Source organism: Streptomyces sp. NPDC006872 (genome assembly GCF_040635845.1).
GTDB lineage: Bacteria > Actinomycetota > Actinomycetes > Streptomycetales > Streptomycetaceae > Streptomyces.
The window spans coordinates 161,409-185,295 of sequence record NZ_JBEYIL010000014.1; the positions used below are offsets into that span (position 1 = coordinate 161,409).

Sequence of the window (23,887 nt, forward strand, 5' to 3'; positions counted from 1 at the left end):
GGCTACTTCTCCTGCTTCTCGTCGGCGTGCGCTGAAGGAAGCGCGCCGCCGCTCATCTCGTCCTTCTCGCCGTCTCCGAGTGAACCGGCGAGTCCCTGCAGTGCCGCCCAACGAATGTCGGTGGCATCGTGGTGGTGGTCCGGGTCGTCCGTGAGTCGTGCTCCGCACTCGGAGCACAGGCCCAGACAGTCGTCCTGGCACACCGGCTGCATCGGCAGTGCGAGCACCACCGCATCGCGCAGCACGGGTTCGAGGTCGAACAGGCCGTCCTCGATGAAGAGCATGTCCTCGTCTTCCTCGGCGTCGTCGGCCGGCTCCGCCTTGGGGCGGCCCCGGTCGTCGGCGTCAGGGTACGAGAACATCTCCTGGAAGTCCGCTTCGAGCTCGAGCTCGAGCGGCTCCAGACACCTTACGCACTCCCCCTCGGCCTGTGCACGGACGGTGCCTGTGACGAGCACCCCTTCCATGACCGACTCGAGTCGGAGCTCGAGCTCCAGCGGAGCGCCTTCCGGCACTCCGACGACTCCCGGGATCCCGAGATCCTTGGGAGCGTCGATCTCACGGGTCAGGCGCTGCAGCGCACCAGGCCGCCGCCCCAGCTCGTGTGTGTCGAACACGAGAGGCTTGCGGTGGTCGAGGCGGGCGTTCAGGGCCATTCCTGCTTTCGATCTTCTGAGCTCAGAGGACGCCGCCCCACGGTGTTGCGGGCAGCGTTGATCGCGGACGTACACGCGACCGAAGAGCCAGGATACTGGAGCTTTCGTCCACAGCCCAATCCGGGGCGGATCGAGACCCGTCGGGGGCCGGCGCGGGGCTGCTACAGCCCGCGCTCCTGCTCATAGGCGCGCAGCTGCTCGGCGCTGATCATGCCGGTGTCGAAGAGACTGGTCTCGTCGAGGGCGTACCCCTGCTGGGCCTGCTGGTGCGCCTGCGGCTGCTGCACGGCCTGGTTCGGGTCGTAGGGGGCCTGCTGGGTGTCGTAGCCCTGGTACGCGTAGGGATCGGCCTGCTGATAGCCGTACGCGTCCTGCTGGCCGTAGACCTGCTGCTGCCCGTAGCCGCCGCCGTACGGGTCCGGCTGCGGCTGCTGGTAGGCGTAGGCCTCCTGCGGCTGCTCGTACGGCTGCTGGACGGGCTGCTCGGCCGCCGTGTCCCGCTCCGCGAGGGCGGTCAGGTCGGCGAGGTAGTCGGCGTCGGAGGAGTGCTGGAACGTGGAGAGGTCCTCGGAGAGGGCGCCGAGGTCGTCCGAGGCGATGCGGCCGTGCAGCTTCTGGCGGCCGCGGCCGACCGCCTCCAGGGTCTTGGCGAGCACCGCCTCGAAGGCGCCCAGCTTGGTGTCGACGTACGCGTCGGCGTCGCGGCGCAGGGTCTCCGGGTCGTGGCTGCGCTCCGGGGCGTCCTCGTCGTCGTAGCCGTTCTCGTCGAGGCCGGGACCGGTGCCGAGGAGCTTCTCGCGGCCGCGGCCGACGGAGCCGAGCGTCTTGGTGAGGACGACCTCGAAGTTGGCGAGCTTGGAGTCGACGTAGTCGTCGGCGTCCGCGCGGACCTCCTCGGCCTCCTTGCGGGCCTCCGCGAGGATGCGGTCGGCCTCGGCCTGGGAGCGGCGGGCGATCTCGGTGTCGGAGATCAGGGAGCCGCGCTCGGCGTGGGCGGTGGAGATGATCCGCTCGGCCTCCTGGCGGGCCTGCTCGACCATCTGCTCACGGCCGCCGATCAGCTCCTGGGCCTGGGCGAGCGAGTCGGGAAGGGCCGCGCGCACCTCTTCCAGCAGGGCGAGCAGGTCGGCGCGGTTGACCACGCACGAGGCCGACATCGGCATCGACCGGGCACTGGAGACCGCGGTGACGATCTCGTCGAGCTTCTTCTGCACGTCCACCGGTTGCTCGCCACTCTCTACAGCTGTGTTGGAGACGGACGGGACGACTGTAGCCCCATCAGTCCCTGCGGAGGCGCTTGTTCAGGGCTTCGAGAACCAGCGGCGGGACCAGGTGGGAGACGTCTCCGCCCCAGGTCGCGACCTCCTTGACGAGGGAGGAGGAGAGGAAGCTGTAGGTGGGGTTGGTGGGCACGAAGAGCGTCTCGACGCCCGAGAGGCCGTTGTTCATCTGGGCCATCTGCAGCTCGTAGTCGAAGTCGCTGACCGCGCGCAGGCCCTTGACGATGGCCGGGATGTCGCGCTGCTTGCAGTAGTCGACGAGGAGGCCGTGGAAGGCCTCGACCCGGACGTTGCCGTACTCGGCGGTGACCTGGCGGATCAGGTCGATCCGCTCGTCGATCTCGAACAGGCCCTTCTTGGACTTGTTGATCATGACCGCGACATAGACCTCGTCATAGAGACGGGAGGCGCGGGAAATGATGTCGAGGTGTCCGTTGGTGATCGGGTCGAACGACCCGGGACAGACGGCACGGCGCACTTGTGGTCCCTCGCTCTCCAGTCCGGTCATCGTGCGTCTTCACACGTAGAGGCGGCGCGACCGTACCAAAACGTTCCCTCGCCGTAGCGACGGGCCCTAAGCGCTTCGAAGCCGTCCGGCCAACCGAACTCTCCGCCTCTGGTGCTGCGCTCCACGGTGACGAGAGCATCGGCCACGAGCCAGCCCCCCGTGCGGAGTGTGAGCAGAATCTCCCGAAGATCGTCGTCCGTGACGGCGTAGGGAGGGTCGAGGAAGACGAGGTCGTAGGGCGCGGCAGGCTCCGCCTGGATGACCTGTTGGGCCTTGCCCGCGCGGACCTCGGCGCCGGGGAGGCCGAGGGTCTTCACGTTCTCCCTGATCGTGCGGGCGGCTCTCGCGTCGGCCTCGACGAGGAGGGTGTGGCTCGCGCCGCGGGAGAGGGCTTCCAGGCCCACTGCCCCCGATCCGGCGTAGAGGTCGAGGACTCGTTCGCCGTCCAGGGGGCTGCCGAGCAGGGACTGCCAGGTGGAGAAGAGTCCCTCGCGGGCGCGGTCGGAAGTGGGGCGGGTTCCGTTGCCCGGGGGGACGGCCAATCGGCGTCCGCCGGCTGCGCCGGCGATCACGCGGGTCATCTTCGATCCTTGGTTGTGGACGGCTTTGGGTCCAGTGTGGCTGGTCGCGCACGCGCGGCGGTAGCCGCATGTCCAGTACAGCCCCGTGCCCCTGCGTTGCACAGCTCTAGCCCTTTTCCAGGTATTGCTCCCTCTCCTCGTCCAGAAGGGCGGCCAGGGCTGTTCGCAGGCCTGGGTAGGCGCTGAGCTCCGGGTCTGCCGCCACCACGCTCGCCGCCTCCTCCCTCGCCTCCGCGATGACCTCTTCGTCCTCGATGACGGCGAGCACTCGCAGGCTCGTCCGGGCGCCGGACTGGGCCTGGCCCAGGACGTCGCCCTCGCGGCGCTGTTCGAGGTCGATGCGGGAGAGCTCGAAGCCGTCGAGCGTGGCGGCGACGGCGTTCAGGCGCTGGCGGGCGGCGCTGGCCTCCGGCATCTCGCTGACGAGGAGGCAGAGGCCGGGCGCCGAGCCCCGGCCCACGCGACCGCGCAGCTGGTGCAGCTGGGAGACGCCGAAGCGGTCGGCGTCCATGATCACCATCGCGGTGGCGTTCGGGACGTTGACGCCGACCTCGATGACGGTCGTGGCGACCAGGACGCCGGTCTCGCCGGCGGCGAAGCGGCGCATGACGGCGTCCTTGTCGTCCGGGGGCATCCGGCCGTGCAGGACTTCGACCTCGATGCCTTTGAGGGGGCCGCCCCTCAGTTGCTCGGCGATGTCGAGGACGGCCAGCGGGGGGCGCTTTTCAGCCTCGTCCTCCGGGGACTTCTGCTTGGCCTTGCCGGGCTTCTTCGGGTCGCCGGGTTCGTCCACGTCGTCCCCGATGCGCGGGCAGACGACGTACGCCTGATGGCCGCCTTCCACCTCCTCGCGGACGCGCGCCCAGGCGCGGGCCAGGAAGTGGGGCTTGTCGGCGGCCGGGACGACATGGCTGGCGATGGGCGAGCGCCCGGCCGGGAGCTGGTCGAGGACGGACGTCTCCAGGTCGCCGAAGACGGTCATGGCGACGGTGCGCGGGATCGGCGTGGCCGTCATGACGAGCAGGTGCGGGGGTTGCCTGCCCTTGCCGCGCAGGGCGTCACGCTGTTCGACGCCGAAGCGGTGCTGTTCGTCGACCACGACCAGGCCGAGGTCGTGGAACTGGACCTTGTCCTCGATCAGCGCGTGCGTGCCGATGACGATCCCGGCCTCGCCGGTGACGAGGTCGAGCAGGGCCTGCCGGCGGGCGGCCATGCCCATGGACCCGGTCAGCAGCACGACCTTGGTGGCCTGTTCGGATCCGCCGAGCATCCCGCCCTCGGCCAGATCGCCCATCATCTCGACGACGGAACGGTGGTGCTGCTGGGCGAGGACCTCGGTGGGGGCGAGCATCGCGGCCTGACCGCCGGCGTCGACCACGGCGAGCATGGCGCGCAGCGCGACCATCGTCTTTCCCGATCCGACCTCGCCCTGGAGGAGGCGGTGCATCGGGTGGTCCGTCGCCAGGTCGTCGAAGATCTCCTTGGAGACCTTCTGCTGGCCTTCGGTGAGGGTGAAGGGCAGGCGGGCGTCGAAGGCGGTGAGGAGGCCGTCGGGGGCGGGCCTGCGGGGGACGGCCGGGAGTTGGGCGTCGGCGTGGCGGCGGCGGGCGAGGGCGACCTGGAGGACGAAGGCCTCGTCCCACTTGAGACGGGTGCGGGCGTCGGCGATGTCCGCCTTGGTGTGCGGGCGGTGGATCTTCACAAGGGCCTCGGGGAGGGAGACCAGGCCCCGGCCGTCGCGCAGGGAGTCGGGGAGGGGGTCGACGGCCTCCTGCGCGTTGGGCAGGACGGTCTGGATCGCCTTGCCGATCTTCCAGGACTCGAGTTTCGCGGTGGCGGGGTACAGCGGGATGAGGGCGCCGGCCCAGGTCTCGACGGATTCCTCGGTGTCCGCGCGCAGCAGTTCGTAGGCCGGGTGGGCCAGTTGGAGACGGCGGTTGAAGACCGAGACCTTGCCCGCGAACATCGCGCGGGTGCCGGGCAGCAGTTCCTTGTGGGGTTTGTGCACGCCGCTGCCGAAGAAGACCAGCTGAAGCCGGCCGCTGCCGTCGGTGATCGTCACCTCCAGGCGCTGGCCCTTGCCCCGGGGGGCCTTGGCGGAGGCGAAGCTGTGCAGGCGGGCGTCGGCGACCTGGGCGACCACGGTGACGTGCTCGTCCATCGGGAGGTCGGCGAGGTGGGTGAGCTGGCCGCGCTCCTCGTATCTGCGGGGATAGTGGTGCAGGAGGTCGCCGACGGTGTGCAGGCCGAGGTGCTCGGCCATCACCTTCGCGGTGGCGGGGCCGAGCACTTTTTTCAGTGGTTCTTCCAGTGCGGGCACGAGATCCATTGCACACCACGCCACTGACATTGCCGTATACGTGTCCTGAAACCCCTGGTCAGACGGCTCGTTCGGGCTCTAGGATGACGCGCTCCGGCCATCATCCGCGGTCACCGCCCCACCGGGACCGCCCGACCCCGCGCCGTGCTCATCCCCCAGCCCGCGGCGCTGCAGCGATGGACTCCCAGACCTCACAGTCATCCCAGGCACCCCAGCCGCCCCATACGTTCCAGGTCGACCTGCGCGGTCTGGTGGACCTGCTGTCCCATCACCTCTACTCCAGCCCCAAGGTCTATCTGCGCGAACTGCTCCAGAACGCCGTGGACGCCATCACCGCCCGGCGGACCGAGGACCCGGACGCCCCGGCGCGGGTACGGCTGTTCGCGGCGGACGGCCGGCTGCGGGTCGAGGACTCCGGCATCGGGCTCACCGAGGCCGATGTGCACAGCCTGCTGGCGACCATCGGACGCAGTTCCAAGCGCGCCGAGGGCCTGCAGGACATGCGTTCGGACTTCCTCGGGCAGTTCGGCATCGGGTTGCTGGCCTGTTTCGTGGTCGCCGAGCGGATCCGGGTGGTCAGCCGCAGCGCCCGTACGCCCGACGCGCCGCCCGTGGAGTGGACGGCGTGCGACGACGGTTCGTACACCGTGCGGACGCTGCCCCACTCGGAGCGCCCCGAGCCGGGCACCACCGTGCATCTGGTGGCGCGGGCCGGCGCCGGGGAGTGGCTCACCGAGGCGCGGGTGCTGGCGCTGGCCCGGGACTTCGGTTCGCTGCTGCCCTACGACGTCCGGGTGGGCGAGGAGGCGGTCACCGATCTGCCCGCGCCCTGGGACCGGGCGTACGCCTCCCCCGCCAACCGGCGGGTGGCGCTGGCCCGGCACTGTCATGAGCTGTTCGGGTTCACGCCGTTGGACTCGGTCGAGCTGGACGTGCCGCTGGCGGGGATCCGCGGGGTGGCGTACGTGCTGCCGGCGGCGGTCAGTCCGGCGCAGCGGGCCACGCACCGGGTGCATCTGAAGGGCATGCTGCTGACCGAGCGCGGCGAACAGCTGCTGCCCGACTGGGCGTTCTTCGTGCGCTGCGTCCTGGACACCGACAGTCTGCGGCCGACGGCCTCGCGGGAGTCGCTGTACGAGGACGAGACGTTGGCCGCGGTCCGGGAGGCCCTGGGGGAACGGATCCGGTCGTGGCTGACGGGTCTGGCGGCCGGTGATCCGGAGCGGCTCGCGGCGTTCCTGGCGGTGCACCACCTGGGCGTGAAGTCCCTGGCCCGGCACGACCGGGAGATGCTGCGGACGATGCTGCCGTGGCTACCCTTCGAGACGACCGACGGACGGCTGTCGCTGGAGGAGTTCGCGCAGCGGCACCCGGTGGTGCACTTCACGCGGACGGTGGAGGAGTACCGGCAGGTCGCGCCGATCGCGTCCGCGCAGGGCATCGGGGTGGTCAACGGCGGTTACACGTACGACAGCGAGCTGGTCGAGGCGCTGCCGTCGGTACGGCCGGGGACGGTCGTCGCCGAGCTGGACGCGGACACCGTGACCGCCCACCTGGACGCCGTCGACGCGGCCGACGAGCTGGCGCTGGCGGGCTTCCTGGCCGCCGCGCGGGCGAAGCTCGACCCGCTGGGCTGTGACGTCGTCCTGCGGGCCTTTCATCCGCTGTCGGTGCCCGCGCTGCATCTCGACGACCGGGGGGCTCGGCACGAGCAGGCACGCGCGCAGGCCGAGACACAGGCCGACGATCTGTGGGCGGGCATCCTGGGCTCGCTGCGCGGGAGCGCCCCGCGCGCGCGTCTGGTGCTGAACCATCTCAACCCGCTGATCCGGCGGATCAGTTCGTTGAACGATCCCGAGCTGATCGGCACCGCCACGGAGTCGCTCTACGGGCAGGCGCTGCTGATGGCGCAGCGTCCGCTGCGGCCGGCGGACTCGGCGCTGCTGAACCGGGCGTTCATCGGGCTCCTCGAATGGGCCACACACGGGCAGTCGGCGGACGGGCAGGGGGACACTGATGGGTGAGATCACGGACTTCGACTCCCTGCGCCGGGCGATGGCGGAGAACGGCGAGCAGCCGGAGGGGCCGGCCCGCAACGCGCGCGCGGAGCAGCTGCTGGTGGACGCCGAGCAGCTGAAGATCCCGCTGGCCGTGATCGAGGCGCTCGGGCACCAGCTGAAGGTCTACAACTACAGCTCCGAGAAGGCGAAGATGTTCGTCCCCTTCGCGCGGCTGCTGCGTATGTGGGACGAGCGGCCCGAGGACTTCGACGAGTTCGAGACGCACTCGCTGCACTGGGTCTTCAAGTGGATGTCGGCCGGCATGCTCGACCAGCCGCATGTGCCGCTGGCGTCGGTGGAGAAGTGGCTAGGCGAGATGGAGCACCGTTACCGGCTCGCCGGGCACTCCGAGCGGGCGGTGCGCAGCGCCGAGTTCAGCGTGGCCGCGCACGTGGGGGACATGGAGCGGGCCGAGCGGGCGTTCGCCGCCTGGCTGGCGGCGGACCGGGACGCCATGGCCGACTGCCATGCGTGCGAGCTGCACGGGCAGGGCTGGTGGCAGACGGAGCGGGGGCGTGACGCGCAGGCGCTCGAGGTGTGGGCGCCGGTCCTGGACGGCGAGTACTCGTGCGCGCACGAGCCGCACACCGTGCTCGCGTCGTCCTTGCTGCCGTTGCTGCGGCTGGGGCGGCTGGAGGAGGCGCGCGCCCACCATCTGCGGGGTTTCCGGCTGGTGCGGCCCATGGAGAGCATGCGGGGCGCCTACGCCGACCACGTGGAGTTCTGCGCGCTGACCGGTAACGAGGCGCGGGGCCTGGAGCTGCTCGCGGAGCGGCCGGCGTACTTCACGGACGAGGGGCAGCCGCGCAGCAGGATGGAGTTCCTGAGCGTCGTCGTGCTGCTCATGGAGCGCCTTTCCGAGCTCGGGCTCGGCGGTCGGCAGGTGCCCGGGGCGGCCGGGCGGGAGTGGACGGCCGTCGAACTCGCGGCGCACGCGCGTGTGGAGGCCCTCGCGCTGGCCGCGCGCTTCGACGAGCGCAACGGCACGACGCACGTCAGCGAGCGGACACGCGCGCGTATGGAGCAGCGGCCCTTGGTGGAGCGACTGCCCCTGGGGGTGCGGGCCGCGCGCCCGGCGTCCGCGGTGGCCGCGCCGGCGCCCGTGGCGCCGACTCCGGCCGAGGCGTCCGGTGAGCCGGATCTGTCTGCTCTGCTCGTCGAGGCCCGGCGGCTGTCGGACACCCTGCGGCCGCAGGCCGTCGAGGCGTGGGCGCGGGTGGCCGAGGTGGCCGCGGGGGCGGAGGGCGCGGAGCCGGTGGAGCTGGCGGCGCGTGACCGTGCGGAGATCGCCGACCATGAGGCGATCGGGCTCGGCCCGGAGGGCGCGGAAACGTTCGAGCACGCCGCCGGGCTGTACGCGGAGGCGGGCGACCCCGGAGAGGCCCTCGCGGCACGCGCGCGTGCGGCGTACGTCCGTGCGCTCGCGGGCGAGGTCGACGAGGCGCTCGCGGCGGTCGCCGACCCGTACGACCGGGTCCTCGCGCTGTACGCCGAGGGCGGCACGGAGGTGCCCCAGGCGGCGGGCGTGCTGATGGGGCGGGCGAGGATCCTGATGCGCCGCGTCCACGAGGCCGAGGGGCCGGTGGACGAAGCCGTTCTGACGGAGGCCGAGGCGGCCGTGGGAGAGCTGCTGGCGCTCGTGGACGGGCGGGCCGGGAACGACGTGCGGCTCGCCGCCCGGGTCGCCGAGGGGCACGCGATGCTCGCGGAGCTGGCGACGCAGTCCGGGGACCCGGAGGCGGGCGCGGAGCTGCTCGCGCGGGCCGCGGCCGAGTTCGTCGAGGCGGGTCTGCCGTGGTTCGCCGTGGAGTACGAGGCCCGGCTGGCCGGTCTCGCCCACCAGCTGGACGACATGGTGGAGGCGGAGCGGGCGCTGCGGGCGGCCCTGGAGCACGGCGGACCGTTCCTGGAGGCGGTCGGGCGGGCTCAGCTGCATCTCCAGCTCGCCGAGGTCGTCGGCGGCCGGGGACAGGCCGACGAGGCCGCGGAGCACGCCCTGGAGGCGGCGCACTGGGCCGACGAGGCGGGCGCGGGCCCGACGTTCGGCGCATGGGCGCGGCACCAGCTCGGCGGGTTCCTGGTCCGGCTGGGCCGCTGGGCCGAGGCCGCGGAGGTGCTGGAGTCGGCGCTGGCGGACCTGACCGTCGAGACGCACGGCGACGGTGCGGTCGTCCAGACGCAGTGGTGGCTCGGGGACTGTCTGAGCGAGCTCGGGGAGCACCGGGACGCCGCCGAACGTCGCCTCCAGGCCGCCGAGATCGCCCGGCACTGGCCCGAGCAGCACGACCACGCGACCCTCGCCCATCTGGCCGCGGAGTCGCTCGGCCACGCCGGCCTGCACGTCGAGGCGGACCAGGCCTACGCGCGCGCGGGCGAGCTGTGGCGGGACCTCGGCAATGTGCACGGGCTGGTCCGCTCCCTGCGCGCCCGCGCGTGGCTGGCGTTGCGCACGCAGGACGCTCCGGACGCCGCGTGCGATCTGATGACGCGTGCGGTGGAGGAGTGCGCGGACGCGTTCGACGCGGCGGACGACGACGAGGCCCGTCGCCGGTTGGTCGCCGAACTCGGCCACACCCACCGCCAGTTCGGGGACCTGCTCGCGCGTTCCGCCGCCGAGGACGCCGACGACGACTCGATCCGGGCCGCCCTGGACGGGGCGCTCTCCCAGATGTCCGAGGCCGTCGCGGTGTTCGTCGCCCTCGGGGACGACGCCCTGCACGCCCGGACCGGCGCGGAGCTGGCCGCGGGCTGGCTGGAGACGGACCTGGGACGCCCCGCGGACGCGGCGGCACGCGCGCGTGCGGTGCTGAGGTCCTACGCGGACGTCGACGCCGCCGCCGAGGCCGACTCCGTCGGCGGCAGCGGCGATCAGGAGGAGGACGAGACCGTGCGGGCGCGGCGGGCCGAGGCGGAGCAGTTGCTGCAGGCGGCGGAGGAGCAGAGGGATCGTTGAACGATCCCTTCGCCGCCTACTCGCTCACTCCACGCCGATCAACAACAACGCACCCTGCCGGCCGCCCCGGTACACCACCGTGTCGACGGCGAGGTATGCCTCCCGCACCCGCGCCTCCAGGTGCTCGGCGACGCCTTCGGGGGCCTCGTCGCCGAGCACGAGGGTGACCAGTTCGCCGCCGGCCGACAGCATGCGGTTCAGGACGGACTCGGCGGTGGCGGTGACCTCGGAGCCGATGACGGCCACATCGCCGTCGACGAGCCCGAGGACGTCGCCGGCCTGGCAGATGCCGGCCATGGTCCACGACTGGCGCTCGGCGACGACGACCTCGGCGTAGCGGGTGGCGCCGGCCGCCGAGGTCATCGAGACGACGTCCTCGTCGAAGCGGCGGTCCGGCTCGTGGACGGCGAGCGCGGCGATCCCCTGGACCGCGGAGCGGGTCGGGATCAGGGCCACCCGGATGCCCTCCGTGCGGGCCTGCTCGGCGGCCGCGGCGGCGGTGTGCCGCAGGTCGGCGTCGTTGGGCAGCAGCACGACCTCGCGCGCGTGGGCCCGTCGTACGGCCTCGACGAGCTCGCCGCTGACGGGCGGCTCCCCGGGGCGCGCGAGCACGGTCGTCGCGCCCGCCTCGGTGTACAGCCCGGCCAGGCCCTCGCCGGGCACGACGGCGACGACCGCGCGCTGGACGCGTTCGCGGGGCGGACGCTCACCCCCGCGCGTGTGCGCGTCGCCGACGCCGAAGTGCGTGATGCGGATCCGGTAGGGCCGACCCGCCTCGACGCCGGCCTCCACGGCGGCGCCCGCGTCGTCCACGTGCACGTGGACGTTCCACAGGCCGTCGCCGCCGACCACGACGAGCGAGTCCCCCAGGGCGTCCAGGCGCTGCCGCAGCCGTGCCACCGCCGCATCCTCGGCCTCCAGGAGGTAGATCACCTCGAAGGCGGGACCGCCCTCGCCGTCAGCCCCGTCAGCCCCCGCCCCGTCGGCGCAGTCCTCCGCATCCGCCGCGCCCGCCGCCCCGGCCGACTGCACACGCGTGTGCGACCCGGCGGACGCGGACACCGCGGCGGAGAGCCCCGGCGTCTCTCCCGTGAACGTCTCCACCAGGGCCGCGAGGACCGCGACCAGCCCCCGGCCGCCCGCGTCGACCACCCCGGCGCGCTCCAGTACGGCCAGCTGACCCGGGGTCGCGGCGAGCGCCGCGCACGCGCCCTGGTAGGCCGCCCGGGCGACCGTCCCGCAGTCCCCCTCCGCTCCCCCGGCCGCGTCGGCGGCGGCCGAGGCGACCGACAGGACGGTGCCCTCGACGGGGTGGGCGACGGCCAGACGGGCGGAGTCGGCCGCCTGCCGAAGGGCCAGGCGCAGCCCGTCCCCGTCGGTGTGCGGGGCCTCGCCCTCGGCGGCGAGCACCTGGGCCATGCCGCGCAGCAGCTGCGCGAGGATCGTCCCCGAGTTCCCGCGCGCCCCGATGAGCGCACCGTGCGCCATCGCGCGCGAGGCGTCGGCGAGCGAAGGCTTCTCGACGGACGCACCGCCCGAACAGGAACCGAACTCGTACCCGGCGAACACCGCCTCGACCGCGGTCGCCGCCGACTCGACGGTCAGATACAGGTTGGTGCCGGTGTCCCCGTCCGCGACCGGGTAGACGTTGATCGCGTCGATCTCCTCGCGGGCCCGGCCCAGCGCCGTGAGCGCGAGGCCGCACCAGGTGCGCACCGCGAGAGCATCGAAGAATGTCTGCGGCACCTGCGCCACCTGCGCCTCCTTGAGCTGCTGGACTGGACGCAGCGTAAACCCAGCGCCGGCGTCCGCCGGAAAACGGGCCGGGACCGGACCCGGAAGACCGGCCGGCACCACCGGGGCCGGGGGCAGGGGCCCTGAACAGCCATGGTAGTTTCGTTGTACTGGCGCAGTCGTTGTATGCTGCTCCGGTTGCCCGATCCCGTCGGGCTTTCCCCCTGGCACCGCCACTCAGATCCTAGATCCTGATCCCGGCATGCCGGGATCAACCGTAAGTGCATCTGAAGTCTTTGGAGTGACCCGTGGCTGCCAACTGCGACGTCTGTGGCAAGGGGCCGAGCTTCGGCAACAACATCTCGCACTCGCACCGCCGTACGTCCCGTCGCTGGAACCCGAACATCCAGCGCGTGCGTACCGTGGTCGGCGGGACGCCGAAGCGCGTGAACGCTTGCACCTCGTGCATCAAGGCCGGCAAGGTCTCGCGCTGACGCACAGCTAAGTGCGCGGCCACTGCTGGTTCGCTGCATTGAGCCGGTCCACCTCGTGTGGGCCGGCTTTCTGCTGTGCTCTGCCTGTTCAGGAGCATCCGGCCGGTCCATGGGCAGGCCCCGGGATCCCGGCGCCTGCCAGACTCGGGTGAATGCGCTTCGGCATCCTGGGCTCCCTCGATCTCCGCACCGACGACGGCGCCCCCGTCGACCCCGGCGGTCCCCGCCCCCGGGCCCTGCTCACCCTGCTGCTGCTCGACGTGGGGCACGGCGTCTCGCTGGAGCGCCTGACCGACGGTCTGTACGGCGCCGAGCCGCCCGCCGGAGCCGCGAACGCGCTCCAGTCCCAGATCTCCCGGCTGCGCCGCCGACTGGCCCCGCACGCCGAGATCGAGGCCACGCCCACCGGCTACCGCCTGGCCGTCCCGCCCGACGCCGTCGACCGCCACCGCTTCGAGCGCCTGGCCGAGGCGGGGCGCACCGCGCTCACCGCCGGGGACCGTCTCGCGGCGGCCGGCCTGCTGCGCGAGGCTCTCGCCCTGTGGCGCGGCCCGGCCCTGCCCGACCTCCCCGACGCGCACGCCGAGCGGGCCCGGCTCGACGAGTTGCGGCTGGCGGCCGTCCAGGACCGCGTCGAAGCCGAGCTCGGGCTCGGCGGCGGGCCCGAGCTGGTGCCCGAGCTGCGGGGGCTGCTGGCGGCGCACCCGCTGAGCGAGCGGCTGTACGGACAGCTGATGCGGGCCCTGCACGCGGGCGGGCGGCCCGCCGAGGCGCTCACGGTGTTCGAACAGGCCCGGCGCACCCTCGCCGACGAGCTGGGCGCCGACCCGTCGCCCGAGCTGGCCGCGCTCCACCTGGAGCTGCTCCGGGGCGACGGACCCGCGCGGCCCTCCGTCCCCGTGCAGCTCACCCGGTTCATCGGCCGGGAGAGCGAACTCGCCCGGATCGCCGAGGCCCTGTCCGACGCCCACGCCCGGCTCGTCACCCTCACCGGACCGGGCGGCGCCGGGAAGACCCGGCTGGCGATCGAGGCGGCACGCACGCGTGCGGACGTGTGCTTCGTCGAGCTTGCGCCGCTCACCGACGGGGCGCGGATCCCGTACGCCGTCCTCGCGGCGCTCGGGGTGCGGGAGGGGTTCCGCACACCCGCCGGGGACGGCACGGACCGGCTGCTGGTCGCGCTGGAGGACCGGGAGCTGCTGCTGGTCCTCGACAACTGCGAGCACCTGATCGAGGACGCGGCCCGGCTGTCCGCCCTGCTGCTCGCGGCCTGCCCGGGGGTGCGGGTGCTGGCGACCAGCCGGGAGTCCCTCGGGATCACGGGCGAGGCCCTGGTGCCCGTGCCGCCGTTGCCGCCGGATCCCGCGGTGCGGCTGTTCCTGGACCGGGCGCGTGCCGTGCGGCCCGGTTTCGAGGGCCACGCGTGTGTGGCCGACATCTGCGCGGCCCTCGACGGACTGCCGCTGGCGATCGAGCTGGCGGCGGCCCGGCTGCGCACCCTGACCCCGCAGGAGCTGGCCGACCGGCTCGACGACCGGTTCCGGCTGCTGTCCCGCGGCGACCGTTCCAAGGCGCCCCGGCACCGCACGCTGCGCGCGGTCGTGGAGTGGAGCTGGGACCTGCTGGACGAGGAGGAACGGGAGCTGGCCCGGCGGTTCACGGTGTTCTGCGGGGGCGCCACCCTGGACGCGGTGGAGGCGGTGTGCGCGGTGCCGTACCCGGAGGATCTGCTGGCCTCGCTCGTGGAGAAGTCCTTCCTGGAGGTGACCGAGGGCCGCTACCGCATGCTGGAGACGATCCGCGCGTTCGCCGCCGAGAAGCACACCCGCGAGCACACCCGCGAGCGCGCCGATGGGCGCACCGCCGAGTCGGCCACGCAAGCGGCGCACGCCAGGTACTTCCTGCGCCTGGCCGAGGATGCGGAACCGTATCTGCGCGGCCGGGAGCAGCTCCCCTGGCTGGCCCGGCTGGACGCCGAGCTCGGCGACCTGGACGCGGCCGTGGGCCATCTGACCGTCGTCGACCCCGGCGCGGCGCTGCGGCTGACGGCGGCGCTGACCTGGTTCCGACGGCTGCGTGGGCTGCACGGCGCGCAGGTGCCGCAGGCCCGCGCGCTCCTCGCGGCCGTCGGCGACGAGCCGCCCGAGGGACTGGCCGAGGAGTACGCGCTGTGCCTGATGAACACCGTCACCGGGCGCGGCGACGACCCCGCCGAGGCCGACCGCATCGCGCGCGTGCAAGCGCTCATGGAGTCGCTGAAGGGGCCGCTGCGGCTGCCGTTCACGATGGTGCTGCGGTCGCTGACCGGCGGCCCCATGTCGACGGCCCTCAACGACCATGTGCGCGTGCAGCTGGGCGAGGGCGCCTGGCGGCGCGCGCTGCTCGACCTGGGGACCGCCTACCAGCACCAGTTCTCGGGCGAGGCGCCCGCCTCCGAGGACGCCTTCACGCGCGCGCTGGCCGGCTTCCGGGAGACGGGCGACCGCTGGGGCATGGCCAACTGCCTCGATCCGCTGGGCGGGTACGCGAACCGGCGCGGGGAGTACGCACGCGCCCTGGAGCTGCTCGACGAGGGCCTGACGTACGTGCGCGAGCTCCAGGCTCCGGAGGAGACGGCGGACCTGCTGCGCTCGCGCGGGTTCGTGCTGCTGCACCGGGGCGACGCCGAGCACGCCGCCGCGCACTTCACACAGTCCGCGGCCCTCGCGCGCACCGCGGGCGCCTCCGACAAGCTGGCGGCCGCCCGGCGCGGGCTCGGCGACACGGCCCGGCTGTCCGGGGACACCGCTCACGCGCGCGTGCGCTACGAAAGCGCCCTGGAGGCGTGCTCGGCGAACTGGTTCAGCCGCGGCGAGACCGTCCTCATCCTCGTCGGGCTGAGCCGTACGGCCGCCGCGGAGGGAGACGTCGAGCAGGCCCGTGAGTGGTGCGCGCAGGCTCTCGCCATCGCCGAGGAACAGCCCGGCGCCGAGGCCGTCGCCGTCGTCGCCGAGGCGCTGGCGGAGGTCGCCGCGGGACCGGAGCGGTCGGCCGAGCTGCTGGGCGCGGCGGCGGGCCTGCGGGGCGCGGAGACCCATGGCGACCCCGATGTCGTACGCCTCGAACGGGACGTCCGTACGAAGCTGTCCTCGAAGGCGCACGGCCAGACGCACGGCCAGACGTACAGCCAGGCGTACGACGAGGCGTTCGAGCGAGGGCGCGCGCTGCGGTCAGCGGCGGTCAGCGAACGGTAGGCGGACGGTCAGCGGCCGCCGCGAGGCTTGCGCACATGACGAACGCACAGCGCAGCCTCAGCCATCTCGACGTCCTGATCTCCGGCGCGAGCGTCGCCGGCCCGGCGCTCGCGCTGAACCTCCAGCGGTACGGCGCCCGCGTCACCGTCGTCGAGAAGTCCACGGACCTGCGCGCGGGCGGCTTCGCGGTCGACTTCCGCGGGCACGTCCACCGCGAGATCCTCACCGCCATGGGCATCTGGGACGAGATCCACGCCCGGCAGACGCACATGGGCCGCCAGATCGTCGTCGCCGCGGACGGCTCGCCGCGCGTGGACCTGCCGTCGGAGATGATGAGCGGCGACGTCGAGGTCCCTCGCGGCGAGCTCGCGCAGATCATGTACGAGCGCACCCGGGACGACGTCGAGTACGTCTTCGGCGACTCGATCGCCACCCTCACGGACACCGCCGCCGGTGTCGACGTGACCTTCGAGGCGGGCGCCCCGCGCCGCTTCGACCTGGTGATCGGCGCCGACGGCCTGCACTCGAACACCCGGCGGCTGGTCTTCGGCGACGAGTCCCGCCACCTGCGCTTCCTCGACCACTACGTGGCCGGCTTCGAGGTCCCCAACGACCTGGGGCTGGACCGCACCGGCCGGCTGTACAGCGAGCCGGGCCGCGCGATCGCCCTCGGCAACTACGACGGGGACCCGGACCGCGCGGGCGCGCTGCTGGTCTTCCGGTCGGAGCAACTGTCCTACGACCGGCGGGACATGGCCGCGCAGAAACGGATCCTCGCCGAACGGTTCGCGGGGATGGGCTGGGAGGCCCCGAACGTGCTCAAGGCGCTGGAGGACGCCGACCGGGTGTACTTCGACGAGATCGCCCAGATCCATGTCGACCGCCTCGCCCAGGGCCGGGTGGCGCTGCTCGGGGACGCCGGGTACGGCGCGACCATGGGCGGCATGGGGACGGGCGTCGCGATCGTCGGCGCGTATGTGCTGGCGGGTGAGCTGGCTCTCGCGGGCGGCGACCATGTCACGGCGTTCGCCGAGTACGAGAGCAGGATCCGGTCCTTCGCCAAGGGCTGCCAGAAGATCTCCGGCAACGTGGGCCCGTTCTTCGCCCCGGCGACCGAGCGGCGCATCCGCAGCCGGGACCGGATGTACCGGCTGCTCAGCTCGCGCCTGATGGGAGGCTTCTTCAAGCGGCTCACCGAGAAGGCGGCGACGGACATCAAGCTCCGGCCGTACCCCGTGTGAGATCCCACCCGTGGTCCACGGGACCGATCCCCGCGCCGAGGGCGAACCCGGCGGCGATCGCCCCGGTGACGTACCTCTTGGCCGCCGACACCGCCTCCGGCACGGACTGTCCCCTCGCCAGCTGCGACGCGATCGCGGACGCGAGCGTGCAGCCCGTGCCGTGCGTGTGCCGGTTGTCGTACCTCGGCGCGCGCAGCCAGTGCTCCTCGGCGCCGTCCGTCAGCAGGTCGACCGCGTCACCGGGGAGATGACCGCCCTTGACCAGCACCCAGCGCGGCCCGTACGCCAGCACGGCGTCCGCCGCGGCCCGCAACTGCTCCTCCGACTCGACGTGCACGCCGGTCAGTTGGGCCACCTCGTCGAGGTTCGGGGTGGCGACGGTGGCGACCGGCAGCAGCTTCTTGCGTACGGAGTCCAGCGCGGAGGCGGCCAGCAGACTGTCCCCGTGCTTGGAGACGCCGACCGGGTCGACGACCACGGGAGCGCCCGTGCCCGCGATCAACTCGGCGACGGCCTCGACGAGTTCGGCGGAGGCGAGCATGCCCGTCTTCACCGCCTGCACGCCGATGTCGTCGACGACGCTGCAGTACTGCGCCCGCACGGCCTCCACCGGCAGCTCCCAAGCGCCTTGTACGCCGAGGGAGTTCTGCGCGGTGACCGCCGTGATCACGCTCATGCCGTGCACGCCCAGCGCGAGCATCGTCTTCAGGTCGGCCTGGATCCCGGCCCCGCCGCCGGAGTCGGAGCCGGCCACCGTCAGGACGCGAGGCCTCACTGTTCCAGGTCCCCGAAGTGGTCCCAGCCGCCCTTGCTGGTCCAGGGCGCCCCGTCGACCGTCACCTGGGGCAGGGCGGAGGGGTTGAGGACCTCGCCGATCACCTTCCAGCGGGCGGGGAGTTTCACGTCCGGCGGGAAGGTCGCCACGATCGCGTGGTCCTCGCCGCCGGTGAGCACCCACTGGATGGGGTCGACGCCGACGGCCTGCCCGATGTCGTTCATCTGCGTCGGGATGTCGATGGCGCCGGAGCGGATGTCGATGCGGACCTTGCTGGCCTCGGCGATGTGCCCGAGGTCGGCGATCAGCCCGTCGCTGACGTCGCACATCGCCGTCGCGCCGAGCCCGGCGGCGGCCGGACCGGCGTGGTACGGCGGCTCGGGGCGGCGGTGGGCCTCCACGAAGGCGCGGGGCGAGCGGAAGCCGCGGGAGAGGACCGCGTACCCGGCGGCGGACCAGCCCAGCCAGCCGGTCACCGCGACGAGGTCGCCGGGCTGGGCGCCGCCCCGGGTGACCGGTTCCTGGTTGCGCAGATCGCCGAGGGCGGTGATCGACACCATGATCGTGTCGCCGCGTACGACGTCGCCGCCGACCACGGAGGCGCCGGCGACCTGGCATTCGTCGCGCAGGCCGTCCATCAGCTCGGACGGCCAGGTGACCGGCAGTTCGGCGGGCACCACGAGGCCGAGCAGCACGGCCGTCGGCACCGCGCCCATGGCGGCGATGTCGGCGAGGTTCTGCGCGGCGGCCTTGCGGCCGACGTCGTAGGCGGTGGACCAGTCGCGGCGGAAGTGCCGGCCCTCCAGCAGGATGTCGGTGCTGGCCACCACCCGCCGGTCGGGCGCGGCGACCACCGCGGCGTCGTCGCCGGGGCCGACCCGGACCGCGGGGGTGGTGGTGAGACGGGAGGTGAGCTCCCTGATGAGCCCGAACTCCCCGAGCTCACCAACAGTGCCCTTCATTGCCCTTTCGCCCCTTCTTTACCTGTCCGTGCCCGGTCGCGCATAACCAGTGTCCTCGATACGGTCGAGAGAGCCGTCAAGTTCTGCCGTGCCCGCACCCCGGCGCGCGAGCCGCCGTCCCCGCAGGTCTCCCCGCGGTGAGCGGCGACGCGATACCGTGGCGTTTCCTTTCCCCACATGATCCTCGTGGCCGCACTGGAGGTTCCGTGGTACAGGCGTACATCCTCATCCAGACGGAGGTCGGCAAAGCGTCGACCGTCGCCGAGGAGATCAGCAAGATTCCTGGCGTGGTCCAGGCCGAGGACGTGACGGGACCCTATGACGTGATCGTGCGGGCCCAGGCCGACACGGTGGACGACCTCGGCCGCATGGTGGTCGCCAAGGTCCAGCAGGTGGACGGGATCACCCGTACCCTGACCTGCCCGGTCGTGCATCTGTAGCCCCCGTCTAACCTTGGCCGGTGAACCTTTTCCGTCACCGGCCCATCGGCCTGCCCTCGCTCGCCCTCCTGCTCGCTGCGGTGGGCTGCTCCTCAGCAGACGGTGACACGTCGGCGGCGGTTCCCAGCCCCTCGGCAACGGTCGTCGAGCTGTGCCGAAACCTGGACAAGGAGCTGCCGTCCACCGTGGACGACCAGGGCCGCCGGGATCCCTCACCCGCGTCCGCGCTGACCGCGGGCTGGGGGAACCCGGCGATCATACTGCGCTGCGGTGTCGAACGACCCGAGAAGATGAGCGACGAGAACGCGGACGCCGTCGAGGTCGACGGCGTCGGCTGGCTGCTGGAGGAGCAGGACGGCGGCTCGTTCCGGTTCACCACGACGCTGCGCAGGGCCTACGTCGAGGTGACGATCCCCAAGGACCGCACGGGAGACGGTATGGCACCGCTCGTCGACGTCGCCGCCTCCGTCAAGAAGGCGATCCCCGAGGGGATCGCCGACTAGACGCCGGGTCGGTCAGCGCAACCCCGTCGAACGGCGCAGGGCCGCCTGGACCAGGCGGTCCACCAGCTCCGGGTACTCGATGCCGCTCGCCTGCCACATCGCCGGGTACATCGAGATCGGGGTGAAGCCGGGCATCGTGTTGATCTCGTTGATGACGAACTCGCCCTCCTCCGTGAGGAAGAAGTCCGCACGGACCAGGCCCTCGCAGGACGCCGCCTCGAACGCGTCCACCGCGAGGCGCTGCACCTCGGCGGTCTCCTCGGGCGTCAGCGGCGCCGGGACGATCCCCGGGGTCGAGTCGATGTACTTGGCGTCGAAGTCGTAGTACGCGTGCGTGTCCGGCGGCGGGATCTCCGCCGGGGCGGAGGCGCGGGGGCCGTCCTCGAACTCCAGGACGCCGCACTCGATCTCGCGGCCCCGCAGCGCGGCCTCGACGAGGATCTTCGGGTCGTGGCGCTGGGCCTCGGCGATCGCCTCGTCGAGGCCGGACAGGTCGTCGACCTTGGTGATGCCGATGGACGAGCCCGCGCGCGCGGGCTTCACGAAGAGCGGCCAGCCGTGCTCGCCGGCGAAGTCGATGATCTTCTTGCGGGCGGCGGACTCGTCCTGCGCCCACTCGCGCGGCCGGATCACCACGTACGGGCCGACCTTGAGCCCGAAGGAGGTGAACACCCGCTTCATGTACTCCTTGTCCTGGCCGACGGCCGAGGCGAGCACGCCCGAGCCCACGTACGGGACGCCGGAGAGCTCCAGCAGGCCCTGCAGGGTGCCGTCCTCGCCGTAGGGGCCGTGCAGCACCGGGAAGACGACGTCGACCTCGCCGAGCGCCTTGGGCACGGATCCGGGCTCGTAGTAGACGACTTCGCGGTTGGCGGGGTCGACGGGGAGCACCACGCCGCCGTCCCGCGACTCGGCGAGTTCGTCGACGTCGGGCGTGCGGCGGTCGGTGATCGCCATGCGCTCGGGCTCGTCGGCGGTGAGGAACCAGCGGCCCTCGCGCGTGATGCCGATCGGCAGGACCTCGTACTTGGTCCGGTCGATGGCCCGCAGGACCGCGCCGGCCGTGACCACGGAGATCCCGTGCTCGGAGCTGCGTCCGCCGAAGACGACGGCTACCCGCGGCTTGCGAGAGGGCGCTTGAGGGCTCTGGGGGAGGTTCTCGGTGCTCATATCGGCATGAGAGTACCCGGTGGTAGGGCCGCAAGTCAGCGTCCGCCCACCGGGTTCGCTCAGCGTCGTTCGGGCTTCGCGCTGCGCGACATCAGCTCCTTGAGGGCGACCACCGGAGGCTTGCCCTCGTGGACGATGTCGACGACCGTCTCGGTGATGGGCATGTCGACGCCGTGCCGGCGGGCCAGATCCGCCACGGACTCGCAGGACTTGACGCCCTCGGCGGTCTGCCGGGTGACCGCGATGGTCTCCTGCAGGGTCATGCCCTTGCCGAGGTTGGTGCCGAAGGTGTGGTTGCGCGACAGCGGCGAGGAACAGGTCGCCACCAGGTCGCCGAGGCCCGCGAGTCCGGCGAAGGTGAGCGGGTCCGCGCCCATCGCCAGGCCCAGCCGGGTGGTCTCGGCCAGGCCGCGCGTGATCAGCGAGCCCTTGGCGTTGTCGCCGAGCCCCATGCCGTCCGCGATGCCCACCGCGAGGCCGATGACGTTCTTGACCGCGCCGCCCAGCTCGCAGCCCACCACGTCGGTGTTGGTGTACGGGCGGAAGTACGGCGTGTGGCAGGCGGCCTGGAGCCGCTGGGCGACGGCCTCGTCGGTGCAGGCGACGACGGCCGCGGCCGGCATGCGCGAGGCGATCTCCTTGGCCAGGTTGGGTCCGGTGACCACGGCGATCCGGTCCTGGCCCACCTTGGCGACGTCCTCGATCACCTCGCTCATCCGCATGGTCGTGCCGAGCTCGACGCCCTTCATCAGCGACACCAGGACGGTGTTCGGGGCGAGCAGCGGCGTCCAGTCGGCGAGGTTGGCGCGCAGGGTCTGCGAGGGCACCGAGAGGACCGTGTAGTCGGCGTCGGCGGCGGCCTCGGCGGGGTCCGTCGTGGCCCGCAGGTTCTCCGGAAGCTCGATGCCGGGGAAGTAGTCGGGGTTGGCGCGGCTGGTGTTGATCGCCTCGGCCACCTCCGGGCGCCTCGCCCACAGGGTGACCTCGCACCCCGCGTCGGCGAGCACCATGCCGAAGGCCGTCCCCCACGAACCGGCGCTGAACACCGCCGCCTTCACGGACTTGCTCACTTGCTGTTCTCCCCCTCGTGCTCGTGGCTGATCTCCGCGTGCCCGGGCTCCGCACCGGCCTCCGCGTCGGTCTCGGCACCGGCCTCGGCGCCGGTCTCCTCCTGGGTGCGGCGGCGCTGCTCGATCCGCTCCAGGCGCGGGTCGTAGGGCGTCTCGGGCGCCTTCTCGCCGCGGATCTCCTCCAGCTGGCCGGTGACGGCCGCCATGATGACCTCCGTCGCCTCCTTGAGGAGCTCGGGGGTCATCTCCTGGCCGTAGAACCGCGCCAGGTCCACGGGCGGGCCCGCGAGCACATGGTGGGTCTTGCGCGGAAGGACGTTGAGTTTCTTGGCGTACGGCGGCAGAAGTTCGTTGGCGCCCCACTGGGCGACGGGGATCACCGGGCACTTGGTCGTCAGGGCGACGCGCGCGGCGCCCGTCTTGGCGACCATGGGCCACTGGTCGGGATCCCGGGTGATGGTGCCCTCCGGGTAGAACGCGACGCACTCTCCGCGTTCCACGGCCTCGATCGCGGCCCGGAATGCGCTGAGCGCGTCCGTGGTCTCGCGGTAGACGGGGATCTGTCCGGTGCCGCGCATCGCGGCGCCGACAAATCCCTCCTTGAAAAGCCCGCTCTTCGCGAGGAATCGCGGCACCCGCCCACTGTTGTACTGAAAGTGCGCGTATGCGAAGGGATCGACATGCGAATTGTGGTTCACCGCGGTGATAAATCCACCCTCGGCCGGAATGTGCTCCATTCCGCGCCAGTCCCGCTTGATCAGAACCACCAGCCAGGGTTTGCAGAGGACCGCTGCGAAGCGGTACCAGAAGCCGATTCTGCGGCTGGGCACGCGGACACCTTCCTCTAGGACTTCCCAAGCCTGCTCCGGGGCCTGGGGCCGCACAAGTGTCGCCCCGGGCCGCCGGTCTGTCGAGAACACGGTACGCCCGCCCGCCCGACCGGCGGATGGACCGGGTGACAATGGCCGCGACAAGAGAGGAACGGTACGCCGGTGCAGTGGACCTTGGTCATACCCCTCAAGCCCTTGGCGCTGGCCAAGAGCAGGCTCGCGGACACCGCTGCCGACGGGCTGCGCCCGGGGCTCGCCCTCGCCTTCGCCGAGGACACCGTGGCGGCTGCGCTGGCCTCGTCCGCGGTGCGGGATGTGGCCGTGGTCACGGACGACACGCTGGCCGGGCGCGCCCTGGCGGCCCTGGGCGCGCGGATCGTCGCCGACGAGCCGCGCACGGGCCTCAACGCCGCCCTGGCCCACGGGGCGGCCGCGGTGCGCGCCGTGCGCCCCGATTCTGCGCTCGCCGCCCTCAACGCCGATCTCCCTTCCCTGCGCCCATCGGAATTGGCCCGGGTTCTGGAAGCGGCCGCGGAATTCCCGCGCGCTTTTCTCCCGGACGCGGCCGCAATCGGCACCACGCTGCTCGCCGTCGCCCCGGGCCGTGAATTGCTCCCCGCATTCGGCACGCATTCCCGCGCCCGTCACCAGGCCTCCGGAGCCGTGGAACTCCGGCTCGACGCGGTGGATTCCGTACGCCAGGACGTGGACACCGGCGAGGATCTGCGAGCGGCGCTGGCGCTGGGCGTGGGGCCCCGGACGGCCGCGGCGGCCGCGCGCCTGCTGATCCCCGGGCAGTAGGCTGCCGCCATGCAGGCGACCGCATACACGTACGACCCCGACACGCGCAGCGGACAGGTGCTGCTGGACGACGGGACACCGGTGCCCTTCGACGCGCCGGCGTTCGACGCGGGCGGCCTGCGGCTGCTGCGGCCCGGGCAGCGGGTGCGGATCGAGGTCGAGGGGCCGCAGGCGAGTCCCCGGATCACCCTCGTGACGCTCCAGACGTTCTGAGGCGGCTCCCGGCGGGGGCTTCCCGGACACGCCGCGGGCCGGACTCCGAGAGGGAGTCCGGCC

General features: G+C 72.5%; 20 protein-coding genes. 9 read left to right on the forward strand and 11 right to left on the reverse strand.

Going from position 1 to position 23,887, the window contains the following annotated elements:
• Window positions 1-2: 2 nt before the first annotated feature.
• The 5 genes from ABZ725_RS35315 to recG form a co-directional block, all read right to left on the reverse strand.
• Window positions 3-656 carry a YceD family protein gene (locus ABZ725_RS35315; protein WP_351911646.1) on the reverse strand — a complete coding sequence of 218 codons (654 nt, stop codon included), beginning with the start codon at window positions 654-656 and terminating at the stop codon, window positions 3-5.
• A 161-nt stretch (window positions 657-817) separates the two neighbouring features.
• On the reverse strand, window positions 818-1,876 hold the full coding sequence (locus tag ABZ725_RS35320) for an ATP synthase F0 subunit B (protein WP_358806520.1): 1,059 nt from the start codon (window positions 1,874-1,876) through the stop codon (window positions 818-820).
• A 58-nt stretch (window positions 1,877-1,934) separates the two neighbouring features.
• The gene (gene coaD, locus ABZ725_RS35325; protein ID WP_358806600.1) at window positions 1,935-2,414 is read right to left on the reverse strand and encodes a pantetheine-phosphate adenylyltransferase; all 480 of its coding nucleotides are present in this window, start codon (window positions 2,412-2,414) and stop codon (window positions 1,935-1,937) included.
• 26 nt (window positions 2,415-2,440) lie between these two features.
• Window positions 2,441-3,127, reverse strand: coding sequence for a 16S rRNA (guanine(966)-N(2))-methyltransferase RsmD (rsmD, locus tag ABZ725_RS35330; RefSeq protein ID WP_358806521.1), 687 nt, complete (start codon window positions 3,125-3,127; stop codon window positions 2,441-2,443).
• Between the two features lie 4 nt (window positions 3,128-3,131).
• Complete coding sequence (gene recG / locus ABZ725_RS35335; RefSeq protein WP_358806522.1) at window positions 3,132-5,354, reverse strand: ATP-dependent DNA helicase RecG; 2,223 nt, start codon at window positions 5,352-5,354, stop codon at window positions 3,132-3,134.
• 167 nt (window positions 5,355-5,521) lie between these two features.
• Between recG and ABZ725_RS35340 the strand changes: the two genes are divergently transcribed.
• Both ABZ725_RS35340 and ABZ725_RS35345 read left to right on the forward strand, forming a co-directional pair.
• A complete protein-coding gene (locus ABZ725_RS35340) occupies window positions 5,522-7,369 on the forward strand; it encodes an HSP90 family protein (protein ID WP_358806523.1) in 1,848 nt (615 codons plus the stop codon).
• Window positions 7,362-10,358 (forward strand): tetratricopeptide repeat protein, encoded by a 2,997-nt coding sequence (locus ABZ725_RS35345; protein ID WP_358806524.1) that lies wholly within the window; start codon window positions 7,362-7,364, stop codon window positions 10,356-10,358. Before ABZ725_RS35340 ends, ABZ725_RS35345 begins: the two co-directional genes overlap by 8 nt.
• A gap of 24 nt (window positions 10,359-10,382) precedes the next feature.
• Here the strand turns inward: ABZ725_RS35345 and ABZ725_RS35350 are convergent, their stop codons facing one another.
• Window positions 10,383-12,113 (reverse strand): DAK2 domain-containing protein, encoded by a 1,731-nt coding sequence (locus ABZ725_RS35350; RefSeq protein WP_358806525.1) that lies wholly within the window; start codon window positions 12,111-12,113, stop codon window positions 10,383-10,385.
• Between the two features lie 287 nt (window positions 12,114-12,400).
• Between ABZ725_RS35350 and rpmB the strand changes: the two genes are divergently transcribed.
• The 3 genes from rpmB to ABZ725_RS35365 all read left to right on the forward strand — a co-directional run bounded on the left by rpmB (window position 12,401) and on the right by ABZ725_RS35365 (window position 17,060).
• The gene (gene rpmB, locus ABZ725_RS35355) at window positions 12,401-12,586 is read left to right on the forward strand and encodes a 50S ribosomal protein L28 (RefSeq protein WP_013000438.1); all 186 of its coding nucleotides are present in this window, start codon (window positions 12,401-12,403) and stop codon (window positions 12,584-12,586) included.
• Window positions 12,587-12,738: 152 nt separating this feature from the next.
• Window positions 12,739-15,819 (forward strand): BTAD domain-containing putative transcriptional regulator, encoded by a 3,081-nt coding sequence (locus ABZ725_RS35360; RefSeq protein WP_358806526.1) that lies wholly within the window; start codon window positions 12,739-12,741, stop codon window positions 15,817-15,819.
• A gap of 35 nt (window positions 15,820-15,854) precedes the next feature.
• A complete protein-coding gene (locus tag ABZ725_RS35365) occupies window positions 15,855-17,060 on the forward strand; it encodes an FAD-dependent monooxygenase (RefSeq protein WP_358806527.1) in 1,206 nt (401 codons plus the stop codon).
• Here ABZ725_RS35365 and thiD read toward each other — a convergent pair.
• Window positions 17,035-17,835, reverse strand: coding sequence for a bifunctional hydroxymethylpyrimidine kinase/phosphomethylpyrimidine kinase (thiD, locus tag ABZ725_RS35370; protein WP_358806528.1), 801 nt, complete (start codon window positions 17,833-17,835; stop codon window positions 17,035-17,037). The two genes, ABZ725_RS35365 and thiD, sit on opposite strands and share 26 nt — an antisense overlap.
• On the reverse strand, window positions 17,832-18,797 hold the full coding sequence (locus ABZ725_RS35375) for a thiamine-phosphate kinase (RefSeq protein ID WP_351911655.1): 966 nt from the start codon (window positions 18,795-18,797) through the stop codon (window positions 17,832-17,834). The genes thiD and ABZ725_RS35375 overlap by 4 nt, the downstream gene beginning before the upstream one ends.
• A gap of 206 nt (window positions 18,798-19,003) precedes the next feature.
• On the opposite strand from ABZ725_RS35375, the gene ABZ725_RS35380 reads away from it, so the two are divergent.
• Both ABZ725_RS35380 and ABZ725_RS35385 read left to right on the forward strand, forming a co-directional pair.
• On the forward strand, window positions 19,004-19,237 hold the full coding sequence (locus ABZ725_RS35380; RefSeq protein ID WP_079659261.1) for an Lrp/AsnC ligand binding domain-containing protein: 234 nt from the start codon (window positions 19,004-19,006) through the stop codon (window positions 19,235-19,237).
• A gap of 20 nt (window positions 19,238-19,257) precedes the next feature.
• A complete protein-coding gene (locus tag ABZ725_RS35385) occupies window positions 19,258-19,740 on the forward strand; it encodes a DUF3515 domain-containing protein (protein ID WP_358806529.1) in 483 nt (160 codons plus the stop codon).
• Between the two features lie 12 nt (window positions 19,741-19,752).
• Here ABZ725_RS35385 and ABZ725_RS35390 read toward each other — a convergent pair whose 3' ends face one another.
• Genes ABZ725_RS35390 through ABZ725_RS35400 form a run of 3 tightly spaced genes read right to left on the reverse strand, consistent with a single transcriptional unit; the run spans window position 19,753 to window position 22,810 of the window.
• Entirely contained in the window at window positions 19,753-20,910 is a 1,158-nt protein-coding gene (locus ABZ725_RS35390) for a D-alanine--D-alanine ligase family protein (protein ID WP_351911657.1), read from the reverse strand.
• Window positions 20,911-20,969: 59 nt separating this feature from the next.
• Window positions 20,970-21,980, reverse strand: a complete 1,011-nt coding sequence (locus tag ABZ725_RS35395; protein WP_351911658.1) for an NAD(P)H-dependent glycerol-3-phosphate dehydrogenase — start codon at window positions 21,978-21,980, stop codon at window positions 20,970-20,972.
• A complete protein-coding gene (locus tag ABZ725_RS35400; protein ID WP_358806530.1) occupies window positions 21,977-22,810 on the reverse strand; it encodes a lysophospholipid acyltransferase family protein in 834 nt (277 codons plus the stop codon). The genes ABZ725_RS35395 and ABZ725_RS35400 overlap by 4 nt, the downstream gene beginning before the upstream one ends.
• Window positions 22,811-22,972: 162 nt before the next feature.
• Between ABZ725_RS35400 and cofC the strand changes: the two genes are divergently transcribed.
• Together cofC and ABZ725_RS35410 are read left to right on the forward strand one after the other, a co-directional pair.
• On the forward strand, window positions 22,973-23,611 hold the full coding sequence (gene cofC, locus ABZ725_RS35405; protein WP_358806531.1) for a 2-phospho-L-lactate guanylyltransferase: 639 nt from the start codon (window positions 22,973-22,975) through the stop codon (window positions 23,609-23,611).
• Window positions 23,612-23,620: 9 nt separating this feature from the next.
• Window positions 23,621-23,824 carry a hypothetical protein gene (locus ABZ725_RS35410; protein WP_358806532.1) on the forward strand — a complete coding sequence of 68 codons (204 nt, stop codon included), beginning with the start codon at window positions 23,621-23,623 and terminating at the stop codon, window positions 23,822-23,824.
• The last annotated feature ends 63 nt before the right edge of the window (window positions 23,825-23,887 follow it).